The organism is Nonomuraea sp. NPDC003214 (assembly GCF_053590035.1).
The window spans coordinates 291,247-303,433 of sequence record NZ_JBSFSX010000008.1; the positions used below are offsets into that span (position 1 = coordinate 291,247).

Below are 12,187 nucleotides of genomic sequence, written 5' to 3' on the forward strand. Positions count from 1 at the left end.
GATGAAGCGTGCTGCCGCCATGACGTTCGTGATGCTCGCGTCCGTCGCGTGCGGCGGGCAGGCGCCGGTCGCGTCCTCCGCGCCCAGCCCGCCGGCCGCACCCACGACGCGGACGCCCGCCACCCCGACGCCGACCGCCACCGAGCCGCCCGAGTTCAAGGCCGAGGTCAGCACCATCAGCCGTGACCGCCTGCGGCACTCGTGGCGCCCCGGCTGCCCGGTCCACTACCGAGACCTGCGGCTGATCACGATGTCCTACTGGGGCTTCGACGACAAACCGCACACCGGCGAGCTCGTCGTGAGGAAGACCGTCACCGACGACGTCGTCACCGTCTTCCGCAAGCTGTACGACTGGCGGTGGCCGATCCGGCGGATGGAGCTCGTCGACGTCTACCGGGGCGACGACTACGACTCCATCGACGCCGACAACACCTCGGCCTTCAACTGCCGCCGCGCCACCGGGTCCGGGAGCTGGTCCAACCACGCCTACGGCGAGGCCATCGACCTCAACCCGCGCGAGAACCCGTACGTCACCGCCGGCGGCGACACCGCCCACCCGAACGCCGAGAAGTACACCGAACGCCCGATGAAGGGCAAGGGCGTCATCAACCCCGGCGACAAGGTCGTACGGGCCTTCGCGGCCGTCGGCTGGGAGTGGGGCGGCGACTGGTCCGGCACCAAGGACTACCAGCACTTCAGCAAGGGCGGCGGCTGAGTCCGAGCCCGGCGCCCGTCACTCAGGGTGCGCCCAGGGTTACCCCAGGTCAGAAGGTACGTAGGATGATGACCACCACGTCATCTCAAGCGAAGGCTGCGACAATTTCGACATGGCGGACAAGGACGGCGACGGCTGGACCGAATGCGGACGAGGCCACCGGCACTGGGGGCTCCACGGCGCCTCCGGGCTGCTGGCCGTGCACCATGACGACCTCGGCACCCCGCATGTGCTGATGCAGAAACGGTCCTGGTGGAGCCACCACGGCGGCACCTGGGGCCTGCCCGGCGGAGCCCGCGACAGCCACGAGGACGCCGTGGCGTCCGCGCTGCGCGAGGCCCACGAGGAAGCCGCGCTCGCCGCTGACGGGCTGCGCGTCCAGGGCGTCTACCTCGACGACCACGGCGGCTGGCAGTTCGAGACCGTGATCGCCGAGTCGGCCGAGCGGCTGGCCGCCGTGTGCGCCAACGGCGAGAGCGACGAGCTGCGCTGGGTGCCGCTGCCCGAGGTGCCGGGGCGCAAGCTGCATCCCGGGTTCGCCGAGACGTGGGACGACATCCAGGGCGCGATCAGCCCCGAGACCGTCGTGCTCGACGTGGCCAACATCGTCGGCGCCCGCCACGAGCACGGCTGGTGGAACGACCGGCTCGGCGCCGCCACCCGGCTGCTGCACGACGTGGCGGGGCTGCGGCTGGACCATCCGGTGCTGGCGCAGTGGTTCCCGCGCATGGTGGCGGTCGTCGAGGGCGCCGCCAGGGGCGTGCCCGACATGCCCGGCATCCAGGTGGTCGCCGCCACCGGCAACGGCGACGACGCGATCGTGGACGTGGTGGCCCGGGCCAAACGGTGGGAGCGGATGCTCGTCGTCACCGCCGACCGGACCCTGAAGGACCGCGTCACCGAGCTCGGCGCCGAGACCACCGGACCGCGCTGGCTGCTCTCACAGCTGGGCAGGTAGGACCCCGTCGAAGACCGCCTTGAGCCCGGTCACGTCGAGCACCCGGCGCAGCACCCCGTGCACGCCCGTCAGGCGCAGCCCGCCGCCGTGCGCGCCCACGGTGCGCTGCAGCTCCACCAGCACCCACAGGCCGCTCGAATCGCAGAACTCCAGCCCGAGCGCGTCCACCACCAGATCGAGCCGGCCCTCGGCGGGCAGGTCGGCCAGCCGCTCCTTGAACCGGGGGGCCGTCAGCTTGTCGAGGTCGCCGGCCAGGCGCACGACAGTGACGCCCTCGCCGCGCTCCACCTCGACGCTGAGATCCGCCACCTCCTGAACGTACACCGGCGCCACCGCAGCCGCTATCGTGGTGTGCGCACTGGAGGGTTCGCATAGTGGACGAGTGCAGCCGCCTTGAAAGCGGCCAGGTCAGCGATGGCCTCGTGGGTTCGAATCCCACACCCTCCGCTTACTCGTGGCTGCCCGCGAAGCCGTCGCCCACGCTGGCCGCGACCTGCAGAAACGCCTCCCGCGTGTCCTCCTGCAGCCGGTCCAGGTCGATCTCGGCGCCCTCCTCCAGATGCGGGTCGTAGGGCACCTGGATCACGGCACGGCAGCGGGCGGCGAAGTGGGCCTCCAGCTTCTTGATGTCGACCGCCGACTTCGAACGCGGCCTCACACTGCACAGCACCACCGTCGCCTCGCGCACCAGACCGCCGTAGTGGTGGGCCTCCAGCCAGTCGAGCGTCGCCGAGGCCGCCCGCGCGCCGTCCACCGAGGGCGAGCTGACCAGCACGATCTGGTCGGCCAGGCCCAGCACGCCGCCCATGGCCGAGTGCAGCAGGCCGGTGCCGCAGTCGGTGATGCAGATCGAGTAGAAGTTCTCCAGCACCTGCGAGACGGCCTGGTAGTCGGCGCCGCTGAACGCCTCCGACACCGACGGGTCACGGTCGGACGCCAGCACCTCCAGCCGCGACGGCGCCTGCGACGTGAACGCCCTGATGTCGACGTAACGCTTGACCTGCTCGCGCTCGTTGAGCAGGTCGCGCACGGTCGCGGACGTCTCCAGCTCCAGCTTGTCCGACAGGGTGCCGCGGTCGGGGTTGGCGTCGATGGCAATCACCCGGTCGCCGCGCATCTGCGCCAGCGTCGCGCCCAGGCCGACCGTGGTCGTGGTCTTGCCCACGCCGCCCTTCAGGCTCAGCACCGCCACCCGGTGGTGACCGGCGGCCACGGGGGTGCGGGCCCGGGCCATCAGCGCGCGGCGGCGCCTGACCTCCGGGGGCTCGCCCGGCTTGATCCAGCCGCCTGACGCCTTGTAGATCAGGCGGCGCCAGCCCTTGGACGGGGCGTTGCGGCGGCCGCGCAGCAGGGTCTCGGGGTCGAGGCTGTCGGCCGTGGGCCTGCCGGTGACGGGCGGCTTCGGCGGCGCGTTGAAGACCGGCGCGGGGGCCGGGCGGCGGCGCGGCTCGGGGCGCTGGAACTCGGGGGCGGCCTGCCGGTGCCGCGGCTCCACAGCCTCCTGCGCACGCTCCGGGCGCTCGGGGCGCTCGGGGCGTTCCTGGCGCTCTGGGCGCTCCTGGCCGCCGAACGGGCGGTCGGCGGCCTCGGAGGGCCACTCGGGCCGCGCGTGCTCGCCCGAGCCCCACCGCAGCCGGATCGGCTCCGACGCCCGCTCCTGCTCCGCGGCCCCCCAGCCGACGCGATCGGGCAGCTCACGCTCCCCAGCACCCGAACCGCCCCGCTCGGGCCCCTCGGGCTGCTGGTGCTCGCCGGAGCCCCAGCCGGTCCTCTCGGGCCGCTCGTGCTCCCCAGAACCCCAGCCGGGCCTCTCCGGCCGCTCATGCTCCCCCGAACCCCAGCCGGGCCTCTCGGGCTGATCCCGCTCCTCGGACGCCCAGCCGCCCCGTTCGGGCCGGTCGTGCTCGCCGGAGCCCCAACCGAGCCGCTCGGGCCGCTCATGCTCGCCGGAGCTCCAGCCAGGACTGTCGGCCGGGTCCGGGCGGTCGGGTCCGGTCCGGTCGGGGGTCCAGACCGGGCGGTCGCGGGTCTCGGGGTCCGGCTCGCCAGCGTCGTCGGACGGCGGGGTGTCGGCGACGGCCGGCTGGGGCGCGGTGTCCTCCCGGGACGCGGGCCGCCAGGCCGGGGGCGCCGGCCAGGGCAGGTTCTCCTCCGTCTGCTCCTCGGCCCGCTCCGGCGCCGGCTCCTCGGGCCGGGGCAGCGGCCGCAGCGGCGCCATGAACGCCTCGTCGGCGGACACCGTACGGGCGGCGGCGGGCTCGGCCTGGTCCGGCCACTCCCCCGCCTCACTCCCGGCCGAGGGCGCAGGCGGCGGCTCCTCAGCCGCGGCGGCCCCGTACACCGAGTCGACCGCGGCCCGGAACAGCGGCGGCGTCGGCGTGTCGTGCTGCGGCACCGAGAGCCACGGGTCCTGCGGGTACGGCGACACGACGGCGGTGTCGTCGGCGGACGCCGACGACGCGCTGACCTTGACCGGAGCGTCTTCCGTCTCCTTGATGGCGTCGAGCCAGGCCAGCTGTTCCTCGAGGGATTCTTCCCGATCGTGCCTTGCCACCGTGTTCCCCCTGTGGGTCTAAAGGGGCAGCAAATACTTCGCAGGTTAACGTCAAGAGTGGAGGGTAACGCCGCCAACCCACAACTTCTCTGCCCCGTTACCGTGGATCGCATGCGAGCCATCGAGATCACCCGCAGCGGCGGGCCAGAGGTGCTGGAATGGCGTGAGGTGCCGGATCCGCGGCCGGGGCGCGGCGACGTGCTCGTCGAGGTGACGGCATCCGCGGTCAACCGGGCGGACGTGCACCAGCGCATGGGCCGTTACGATCCGCCGCCCGGCGCGCCGGCCTACCCGGGGCTCGAGGTGTCCGGCGTGGTGGCCGAGGTCGGCGCGGACGTGGAGCAGTTCAAGGCCGGCGACGAGGTGTGCGCGCTGCTGGCCGGGGGCGGCTACGCCGAGCGCGTGAGCGTGCCGTGGCAGCAGGTCATGCCGGTGCCGCAGGGCGTGCGGCTGGTGGAGGCCGCCGGGCTGCCCGAGGTGGCGTGCACGGTGTGGTCGAACGTGTTCATGACGGCGCGGCTGCGGCGCGGCGAGACGCTGCTGGTGCACGGCGGGGCGAGCGGGATCGGCACGTTCGCGGTGCAGCTCGCCAAGGCGCTGGGCGCGCGGGTGGCGGCGACGGTGGGTTCGGCGGCCAAGGCCGAGCGGGTCAGGGAGCTGGGCGCCGACGAGGTGGTCAACTACCGCGAGGAGGACTTCGCGGACAAGGTCGAGGCGGATGTGATTCTCGACATCATGGGCGCCAAGTACCTGTCCGGAAATATCCGGGCGCTGCGTACGGGCGGGCGGCTCGTCGTCATCGGCCTCCAGGGCGGCCGCAAGGCCGAGCTCGACCTGGGCGCGCTGCTGGCGAAGCGCGCCTCGGTCCACGGCACCACGCTGCGTTCCCGGCCCGTCGACGAGAAGGGCGCCATCGTCCGCAGCGTCGTCGACAACGTGTGGCCGCTGGTCAGCGCCGGGGCCGTGCGTCCCGTCGTGTACGCCGAGCTGCCGATGTCCGACGCCGCCGAGGCGCATCGAATGGTCGATTCCGGGGAGCACGTCGGGAAGATCCTGCTAGTACGGTGAGACGTATGAATGCTGAGGACAACAACACCCCCCACATCGTGGTGGTGGGCCCCGACTTCCAAGGTCAGGGCGATAACGGCGAGGAAGAGCGGTCGGTCACCAACCTGGTCGAGCAGCCCGCCAAGGTGATGCGCATCGGCAGCATGATCAGGCAGCTCCTGGAGGAGGTGCGCGCGGCTCCTCTCGACGAGGCCAGCCGCAAGCGGCTGAAGGAGATCCACGAGTCCTCCATCAAGGAGCTCGAGGACGGCCTGGCGCCGGAGCTGGTCGAGGAGCTGGAGCGGCTGTCGCTGCCCTTCACCGACGACAACGGCGCGGTTCCCAGCGACGCCGAGCTGCGCATCGCCCACGCCCAGCTCGTGGGGTGGCTCGAAGGGCTCTTCCACGGCATCCAGACGACGCTGTTCGCGCAGCAGATGGCCGCCAGGGCCCAGCTGGAGCAGATGCGCAGGGCGCTGCCCGGCGTGCCGCAGGGTGAGGACCAGCCGCGGCCGCACGGCTCCGGCCCCTACCTGTAAAGCTCCTCCAGCACCCGCGCGACGCCGTCGTCGTCGTTGGCCTCGGTCACATGGTCGACCGCCGCCAGCACGCCGGGGTGCGCGTTGGCGACCGCGTAGGACGTGCCTGCCCAGCTCAGCATGGGCAGGTCGTTCGGCATGTCACCGAACGCCACGACCTCCGACGCCTTGATCTCGTGCCGCTCGGCGAGCGTGGCCAGCGCCGTGGCCTTGGTGACGCCGTGGGCGCTCATCTCGATGAGGCTCCGGCCGCTGGAGTGGGTGGCGGTCACCAGATGGCCCACGAGGCCCTGGACGGTCGCGTGGAGGGTGTCGGGGTCCATCTCGGGGTGCAGAGCCAGGAGCTTGGCGCAGGGGCGCCCCGTGAGCGTCTCGCAGCCGGCGTCGAGCCCCTGGACGGCCTTGCGGTCCCAGCTCCCGAGCGGGAAATCTGACTCGTGCGCAAAACCGCCTTCATACTCGACCGAAAAGGCGAGTTCGGGCACGTTCGCTCGAAGCTGAGCGACGACTTCCTCCAGCACCTCCGCGTCGATGAGGTGAGATTCAACTATCCGTTCGGTATGCAGATCGTAGATCAGCGCGCCGTTGGCGCAGATGGCCAGGCCACGGTGGCGCAACGCGCCCGCCACGCCGCCCATCCAGCGGGGCGGCCGCCCGGTCACGAACACGAGCATGGCTCCGGCATCCTCCACCTTGGCGAACGCGGCAGCCGTGCGGGGAGACACGGTTCCGTCGGTGCGCAGGGCAGTGCCGTCCAGGTCGGTGGCCACTAGACGCGGCGCGGGAAGGCTGTACATAACAGGTTCCAGTTTGCCCGGTGATGCGACCGGCCAGAAATCTTCCTACCGACGGGAACACCAACGCGCCAGAATGGTGTTAGATGTGGAGGCGTTGTATTAGCTGATCCCGTAGTGAAAACCAGCATGACATTGTCTGAGCCACCCCGGGTGCTTGCTGTACGACACACCGGGACCCACGAGGTGTGGGTCCCATAGATTCACATCCTGAGGGAGAGCTTTTATGGCTCAGGGAACCGTCAAGTGGTTCAACGCTGAGAAGGGCTTCGGCTTCATCGCCCCGGACGGCGGTGCGCCGGACGTGTTCGTGCACTTCTCCGAGATCGTCGGCAACGGCTACCGCAGCCTTGAAGACGGCCAGCGGGTCGAGTTCGAGATCACGCAGGGACAGAAGGGGCCGCAGGCCTCCCAGGTCCGTGCCATCTGACCTGTAGCAGCGAGACAGGCCGGGGTTCGCTTCCAGCGGGCCTCGGCCTTTCGCATTCCGGGCTGAACCCCCGCCGATCCCGTGCCGATCCTGGGCTGATCCCCTGCCGATCCCGGGCTGATCACGGATGTGACTCGATTCACATCCCCGCCGAACCACGCGGCCTTTCGCGACATCAAGCCATATATGAGGCATGCGTGGTTATCGCACCCCGCGACGCTCGTCGCGGCACTCGTTCTGCTTCTCAACGACCACCTGCTCAAACACGCCTGGTCAAGCCCTGTCACGGGCAAGCTCAGCGACGTGGCCGGGCTGGTGGTCGCGCCGCCTCTGGTGGCCCTCCTGCTGTGCCGCCGCGCCGATCTGGCGGCCACGGTCCTGACCGGTGTGCTCTTCACGCTCGTGAAAACGACGGAGACGGGCGCTGAGGCCGCCTCCCATGTCTGGACAGCCGTGGCGGGCCCGTCGCGCGTCCTGGCCGATCCCACGGATCTTCTGGCCCTGCCGGCGCTCGGCCTGGCGTGGTGGATCCGGCAGCGCAGCCTCACGTCCGTCCCGCGGCGCTGGGTCGTGATCACCACCATGCCGCTGGCCGTGCTCGCCGTCACCGCCACCGCGGCGACGCCCGGTCCCCCGGCCGCCCACGTCGTGGTGGTGCGCGACGACTCCATCGTGGTCGCGGGCGAGTCCATGGGCCCGCTGGCGTCCTCCGACGGCGGGCGTACGTGGACGGACTGGGAGAGCGAGAGGGCGTCGGCCGCCCTGGAAGGCGACGAGCCGCCGATCGGCCCCGCGTGGGACGGGCAGGAGCTCGGCCCCGGCCAGCGTGCCGCCTGCCTGCGCGAGCACTGCTACCAGATCGTCGAGGGCGCGATGAAGGTCATGCGCTCCGACGACGGCGGCGCGACGTGGGACCCCGGCTGGGAGGTGTCGCCGGGGCGCGTCAAGATGCTGGAACGCGCCCTCTCCGACGGCGCTCCCATCGTGTCCAGATCGCTTGCCGTCCAGGAACACGGCGACGGGCACGTGGTCGTCGTGGCCAACGGCCGCGACGGCGTGGCCGTGAAGGACGCAGACGGGGCCTGGCGGCGGCTCGGCCTCACGCCCCAGGGCGAGCTGTCGGACGCCGCGGCGATCCCGCTGAGCCGGCCCGCCGACGCCTCCGGCGAGATGCGGGTCGCCGCGCTGGCCGCCGTCCTGGCGGCCCTGGCCGGGCTGAGCGCGCAGGCCGCGCGGCCCACCCGCCGCACCCGCCCCTGGGCGGTCGTGGCGCTGGCCACCGGAGGCGCCCTGGTCATGGCGCCGTGGCCGTACGAGTACTGGCTCTTGCCCGTGACCCCGCTGTGGATGGCGGCCATGTTCGTCGGAGGCGTCCTGCTGATCTCCGCCATGATCGTGGCCGCCTCGCTCGTCTCCGACGCGTGGCTCGGCGCCCGCGGCGTCTGGCGTGCCGTGGGCGTCGGGCTGCTGGTCGGGCTGGGCGTGGCGGCGCCGTTCAGGGCGTGGAGCGTGGGCCTGGTGGACGACTACGGCCTCGCCCTGGCGACCGCCGCCCTGCTCGGCGTCGGCGCCGCCGCCGCCGGGCTCGTCACGCTGCGCAGACGCGCCCTGCTGGAGGCGCGCGAGCCGCGGCCGGACGCGTACACGCTCCCAGGACGCGGCTGACGGCCCGCGCGGGCCGTCAGCCGGTCGGGTTGGCTACTTGGCGGGCTCCAGCACGTCGAGGCCCACGTACGGGCGCAGCGCGGCGGGCACCACGACCGAGCCGTCGGCCTGCTGGTGGTTCTCCAGGATGGCGACGATCCAGCGGGTCGTGGCCAGCGTGCCGTTGAGCGTGGCCAGGTGCTGCGGCTTGCCGTCCTTGTCCCGGTAGCGGACGGCGAGCCGGCGCGCCTGGAACTCGGTGCAGTTGGAGGTCGAGGTCAGCTCGCGGTAGCGGCCCTGCGTGGGGATCCACGCCTCGCAGTCGAACTTGCGCGCCGCCGACATGCCGAGGTCGCCGGCCGCCGTGTCGATGATCCGATACGGGACCTCGATCTTGGCGAGCATCTCCTTCTCGTACGCGAGCAGCCGCTGGTGCTCGGCGGCGGCGTCCTCGGGACGCACGTAGGAGAACATCTCGACCTTGTCGAACTGGTGGACGCGGATGATGCCCCGGGTGTCCTTGCCGTAGGAGCCCGCCTCGCGGCGGAAGCACGACGACCAGCCCGCGTAGCGCAGCGGCAGCTCGTCACCGCCGATGATCTCGTGCGCGTGGTAGCCCGCCAGCGACACCTCCGACGTGCCGACCAGGTAGAGGTCGTCGTCGGGCAGACGGTAGATCTCCTTGTCGTGGGCCACGTGGAACCCGGTGCCCTGCATCGTCTCCGGCTTGACCAGCACCGGCGTGATCATCGGCGTGAACCCGCGCTCGATCGCGTGCTGCATCGCCATGTTGAGCAGGCCGAGCTGCAGCCTGGCGCCCACGCCCTTGAGGAAGAAGAACCGCGAGCCGGACACCTTGGCGCCGCGCTCCATGTCGATGGCGTCGAGCCGCTCGCCCAGCTCCAGATGGTCCTTCGGCTCGAAGTCGAACACCCGGGGCTCGCCGTGCGTCTCCAGCACGACGTAGTCGTCCTCGCCGCCGGGCGGGGCGGCCTCCTCGACGATGTTGGGCACCGTCTGCAGGACCTCGTCGAGCTCGCCGGCCAGCTTTTCGGCCTCGGCCTCGGCGGACTTGACCTGCGAGGCGAGCTCCTTGGCCCGCTGGAGCAGCGCGGCCTTCTCCTCGCCCTGCGCCTTGGAGACCGACTTGCCCATGCTCTTCTGCTCGGCGCGCATGGCCTCGAACGAGGTCAGCGCGGATCGGCGGCGCTCATCGAGCGCGAGCAGCGTGTCGACGACGGAGTCGTCCTCACCGCGGGCACGCTGCGACGCCCGTAGCCGGTCGGGATCCTCACGAAGGGTACGCAGGTCAATCACAAGGAAAGGCTACCGGCGCGGGCCCCTCACCCGCTCCCGGATTAGACCTCGCCGGCGCGGACGCGGGCCAGCCAGCCCGCCGCCTCGGCGAACTCCGCGTCGGCGGTGCCCCGCTTGATCTGCGGCGCCACCCCGTCCGCGCGCGGATAACTGCCCAGGAAGCGCACCTCGCCGCAGATGCGGTGCAGCCCGGAGATCGCCTCCCCCACCCGCGCGTCGGCCACGTGACCCTCGAAGTCGAAGTGGAAGAAGTAGCGGCCGATGCCGTTGCCGGTGGGCCGCGACTCGATCCGGCTCAGGTTGACGCCGCGCACCGAGAACTCGGTCAGCATCTCCAGCAGCGCGCCCGGATGGTCGTCGGCCAGGAAAGCCACCAGCGTGGTGCGGTCGGAGCCGGTCGGCTCGGGCAGCGGGCCCGGCCTGCTCACCCTGACGAACCTGGTCACGGTGTCGGACCGGTCGCCGATGTCACCCACCAGCTCGACCAATCCGTAGTGCTCGCCCGCGATGCGCGCCGCGATGGCCGCGTCGTACGGCGAGCCCGGCAGCGACACCTCCTGGGCCGCCGCGGCGGTCGACGGCGCGGACACCACGACCGCGTCGGGCAGCTCGCGCGACACGAACGCCCGGCACTGCGTGATCGCCGCCGGATGCGTGTAGACGCGCTTGATGTGCACCAGCTCGGTGTCGGGCCTGGCCAGCAGTGAGAACCGCACCGGCAGCAGCAGCTCGGCGGTGATCAGCAACGGCTCGCCCCAGGCGAACTCGTCGAGCGTCGTCGTGATGCCGCCCTCAAGGGAGTTCTCCAGCGGCACCACGGCCCCGTCGGCCTCGCCGCTCCGCACCGCGTTGAGCGCGGCCGGCACGGTGGCGCACGGCAGGCGCTCGGCCCCTGGCTCCAGCAGCCGCAGGGCCTCCTCGGTGAAGGTCCCCTCCGGTCCGAGATACGCGAGTCTGGGCATACTCACAGGGTATCCGCAGGTTGACGAGCCGCGTCGGGTATTTCGGAACGCCGTTTCGGCAGCCACCAGCCCAGCAGCCACACCAGGGCCAGCGCCCCCAGCCCGAAACCGTTCTGCACGATCTTGCCGAGCACCGGGCTGACCACCGGTATCTCCGCCGCCTTCAGCGACACCCCCCACCACGGGACCGGCACCACGTAGTACAGCCACACCCCCGCGGCCACCCGCAGCCGCACCGGATCGCGCCCGTCGCCCACGATCGCCCCCAGCACCACGACCACCCAGGCCAGATGGTGGATCCAGGCGACCGGCGACAGCAGCACCGCCATCAGCCCCACGAGCGCCACCGCGCGCACCCCGTCACCCGCCCGGTACGCCTCACGCGCGGCGCGGAACCCGTACCACCCGACCACCGCCACCAACGCCAGCCAGATCACCGTCGTCAACGCGTCCGGCATGTACAGGCGGATCAGCATGCCGCGCATCGACTGGTTCGTCGTCGCGGCGTTCGCGCCCAGCCGCTCGGAGTCGAGCAGCGCCCCGAACCAGAAGTCCACCGCGTCCTGCGGCACCACCGCGAACGGCAGCAACGTCAGCAACGCCGTCACGAACGACGCCATGAACAGCGTCCGCCACTGCCGCGTCACCAGCAGATAGATCAGGAAGACGCCCGGCGTCAGCTTGACCGCCGTCGCCACCCCGATCAGGAACCCGCGCGGCCACCACGGCCGCCGCGCCACGCAGTCGGCCAGGCACAGCGCCACCAGCAGGATGTCCACCTGCCCGAACCGCACCTGGTCGCGGATCGGCATCAGGTACGTGCACGCCACCATCAGGAACGCGAACACCCACGGCGCGTACCTGCCGCCCAGCACCCGCCGGAACGCGAACCCCACCGCCACGGCCAGCGCGACGAAGATCCCCGCCGTCCACGCCCACTGCGCCGTCTCCCATGACATCGCCGCAAGGCCCGCCGCCATCATCGCCGCCACCGGCGGGTACGTGAACGGCAGCAACTGCGGCGCCGGGGTGAAATAGTCGTAGACCGGACGCCCGTCGAGCAGCATCCGCCCGCCGGTACGGTAGACGTCGAGGTCCACCAGGCGCTGGTCGTCCGGGTTCGTCAGCCAGTGCTGCACCAGCGGCGTCACAGCCGCCGCGACGACCAGCACCGCCACGGCCCACGCCCACCACTGCCGCCGCCACGGCGCCTCGACACTCGTCACG

Annotated in this window: 12 protein-coding genes and 1 tRNA gene; 7 read left to right on the forward strand and 6 right to left on the reverse strand. The window is 71.8% G+C overall.

Features of this window, described 5'->3' with window-relative positions; translation table 11 throughout:
- Window position 1: 1 nt before the first annotated feature.
- Together ACWDXC_RS26375 and ACWDXC_RS26380 are read left to right on the forward strand one after the other, a co-directional pair.
- Window positions 2-715, forward strand: a complete 714-nt coding sequence (locus ACWDXC_RS26375; RefSeq protein WP_449986245.1) for a M15 family metallopeptidase — start codon at window positions 2-4, stop codon at window positions 713-715.
- Between the two features lie 112 nt (window positions 716-827).
- Window positions 828-1,673: an NUDIX hydrolase gene (locus tag ACWDXC_RS26380; protein WP_449986246.1), complete on the forward strand. Its 846-nt coding sequence runs from the start codon at window positions 828-830 to the stop codon at window positions 1,671-1,673.
- Here ACWDXC_RS26380 and ACWDXC_RS26385 read toward each other — a convergent pair.
- Window positions 1,656-1,982: an STAS domain-containing protein gene (locus ACWDXC_RS26385; protein ID WP_449986247.1), complete on the reverse strand. Its 327-nt coding sequence runs from the start codon at window positions 1,980-1,982 to the stop codon at window positions 1,656-1,658. The genes ACWDXC_RS26380 and ACWDXC_RS26385 overlap by 18 nt on opposite strands.
- A gap of 51 nt (window positions 1,983-2,033) precedes the next feature.
- Here ACWDXC_RS26385 and ACWDXC_RS26390 point away from each other — a divergent pair.
- A tRNA-Ser gene (locus tag ACWDXC_RS26390) sits at window positions 2,034-2,120 on the forward strand.
- A 1-nt stretch (window position 2,121) separates the two neighbouring features.
- Here ACWDXC_RS26390 and ACWDXC_RS26395 read toward each other — a convergent pair.
- On the reverse strand, window positions 2,122-4,227 hold the full coding sequence (locus ACWDXC_RS26395) for a nucleotide-binding protein (protein ID WP_449986248.1): 2,106 nt from the start codon (window positions 4,225-4,227) through the stop codon (window positions 2,122-2,124).
- A 111-nt stretch (window positions 4,228-4,338) separates the two neighbouring features.
- On the opposite strand from ACWDXC_RS26395, the gene ACWDXC_RS26400 reads away from it, so the two are divergent.
- Together ACWDXC_RS26400 and ACWDXC_RS26405 are read left to right on the forward strand one after the other, a co-directional pair.
- On the forward strand, window positions 4,339-5,295 hold the full coding sequence (locus ACWDXC_RS26400; RefSeq protein WP_219498657.1) for an NAD(P)H-quinone oxidoreductase: 957 nt from the start codon (window positions 4,339-4,341) through the stop codon (window positions 5,293-5,295).
- A gap of 5 nt (window positions 5,296-5,300) precedes the next feature.
- A complete protein-coding gene (locus tag ACWDXC_RS26405) occupies window positions 5,301-5,813 on the forward strand; it encodes a bacterial proteasome activator family protein (RefSeq protein WP_364168312.1) in 513 nt (170 codons plus the stop codon).
- On the opposite strand, the gene ACWDXC_RS26410 is transcribed toward ACWDXC_RS26405, so the two are convergent.
- Complete coding sequence (locus ACWDXC_RS26410; RefSeq protein ID WP_219498652.1) at window positions 5,804-6,610, reverse strand: HAD family hydrolase; 807 nt, start codon at window positions 6,608-6,610, stop codon at window positions 5,804-5,806. The two genes, ACWDXC_RS26405 and ACWDXC_RS26410, sit on opposite strands and share 10 nt — an antisense overlap.
- 223 nt (window positions 6,611-6,833) lie before the next feature.
- Here ACWDXC_RS26410 and ACWDXC_RS26415 point away from each other — a divergent pair, with 223 nt between their 5' ends.
- Complete coding sequence (locus ACWDXC_RS26415; RefSeq protein WP_043619750.1) at window positions 6,834-7,037, forward strand: cold-shock protein; 204 nt, start codon at window positions 6,834-6,836, stop codon at window positions 7,035-7,037.
- A 186-nt stretch (window positions 7,038-7,223) separates the two neighbouring features.
- A complete protein-coding gene (locus ACWDXC_RS26420) occupies window positions 7,224-8,702 on the forward strand; it encodes a hypothetical protein (RefSeq protein WP_449986249.1) in 1,479 nt (492 codons plus the stop codon).
- Window positions 8,703-8,735: 33 nt separating this feature from the next.
- Here ACWDXC_RS26420 and serS read toward each other — a convergent pair whose 3' ends face one another.
- The 3 genes from serS to ACWDXC_RS26435 are packed head-to-tail and all read right to left on the reverse strand — an operon-like array spanning window position 8,736 to window position 12,186.
- Window positions 8,736-9,998 carry a serine--tRNA ligase gene (gene serS, locus ACWDXC_RS26425; RefSeq protein ID WP_449986250.1) on the reverse strand — a complete coding sequence of 421 codons (1,263 nt, stop codon included), beginning with the start codon at window positions 9,996-9,998 and terminating at the stop codon, window positions 8,736-8,738.
- 41 nt (window positions 9,999-10,039) lie between these two features.
- Window positions 10,040-10,960, reverse strand: a complete 921-nt coding sequence (gene pheA / locus ACWDXC_RS26430) for a prephenate dehydratase (RefSeq protein ID WP_219498644.1) — start codon at window positions 10,958-10,960, stop codon at window positions 10,040-10,042.
- A gap of 2 nt (window positions 10,961-10,962) precedes the next feature.
- Window positions 10,963-12,186, reverse strand: coding sequence for a glycosyltransferase 87 family protein (locus ACWDXC_RS26435; protein WP_364168316.1), 1,224 nt, complete (start codon window positions 12,184-12,186; stop codon window positions 10,963-10,965).
- Window position 12,187 lies beyond the last annotated feature (1 nt).

Coding starts and splice junctions, on each gene's coding strand:
- ACWDXC_RS26405 (WP_364168312.1), top strand. CDS start 5,301: ATGAATGCTGAGGACAACAACACCCCCCACATCGTGGTGGTGGGCCCC.
- ACWDXC_RS26415 (WP_043619750.1), top strand. CDS start 6,834: ATGGCTCAGGGAACCGTCAAGTGGTTCAACGCTGAGAAGGGCTTCGGC.
- pheA (WP_219498644.1), bottom strand. CDS start 10,960: ATGCCCAGACTCGCGTATCTCGGACCGGAGGGGACCTTCACCGAGGAG.
- ACWDXC_RS26380 (WP_449986246.1), top strand. CDS start 828: ATGGCGGACAAGGACGGCGACGGCTGGACCGAATGCGGACGAGGCCAC.
- ACWDXC_RS26400 (WP_219498657.1), top strand. CDS start 4,339: ATGCGAGCCATCGAGATCACCCGCAGCGGCGGGCCAGAGGTGCTGGAA.
- ACWDXC_RS26420 (WP_449986249.1), top strand. CDS start 7,224: ATGAGGCATGCGTGGTTATCGCACCCCGCGACGCTCGTCGCGGCACTC.
- ACWDXC_RS26410 (WP_219498652.1), bottom strand. CDS start 6,610: ATGTACAGCCTTCCCGCGCCGCGTCTAGTGGCCACCGACCTGGACGGC.
- ACWDXC_RS26375 (WP_449986245.1), top strand. CDS start 2: ATGAAGCGTGCTGCCGCCATGACGTTCGTGATGCTCGCGTCCGTCGCG.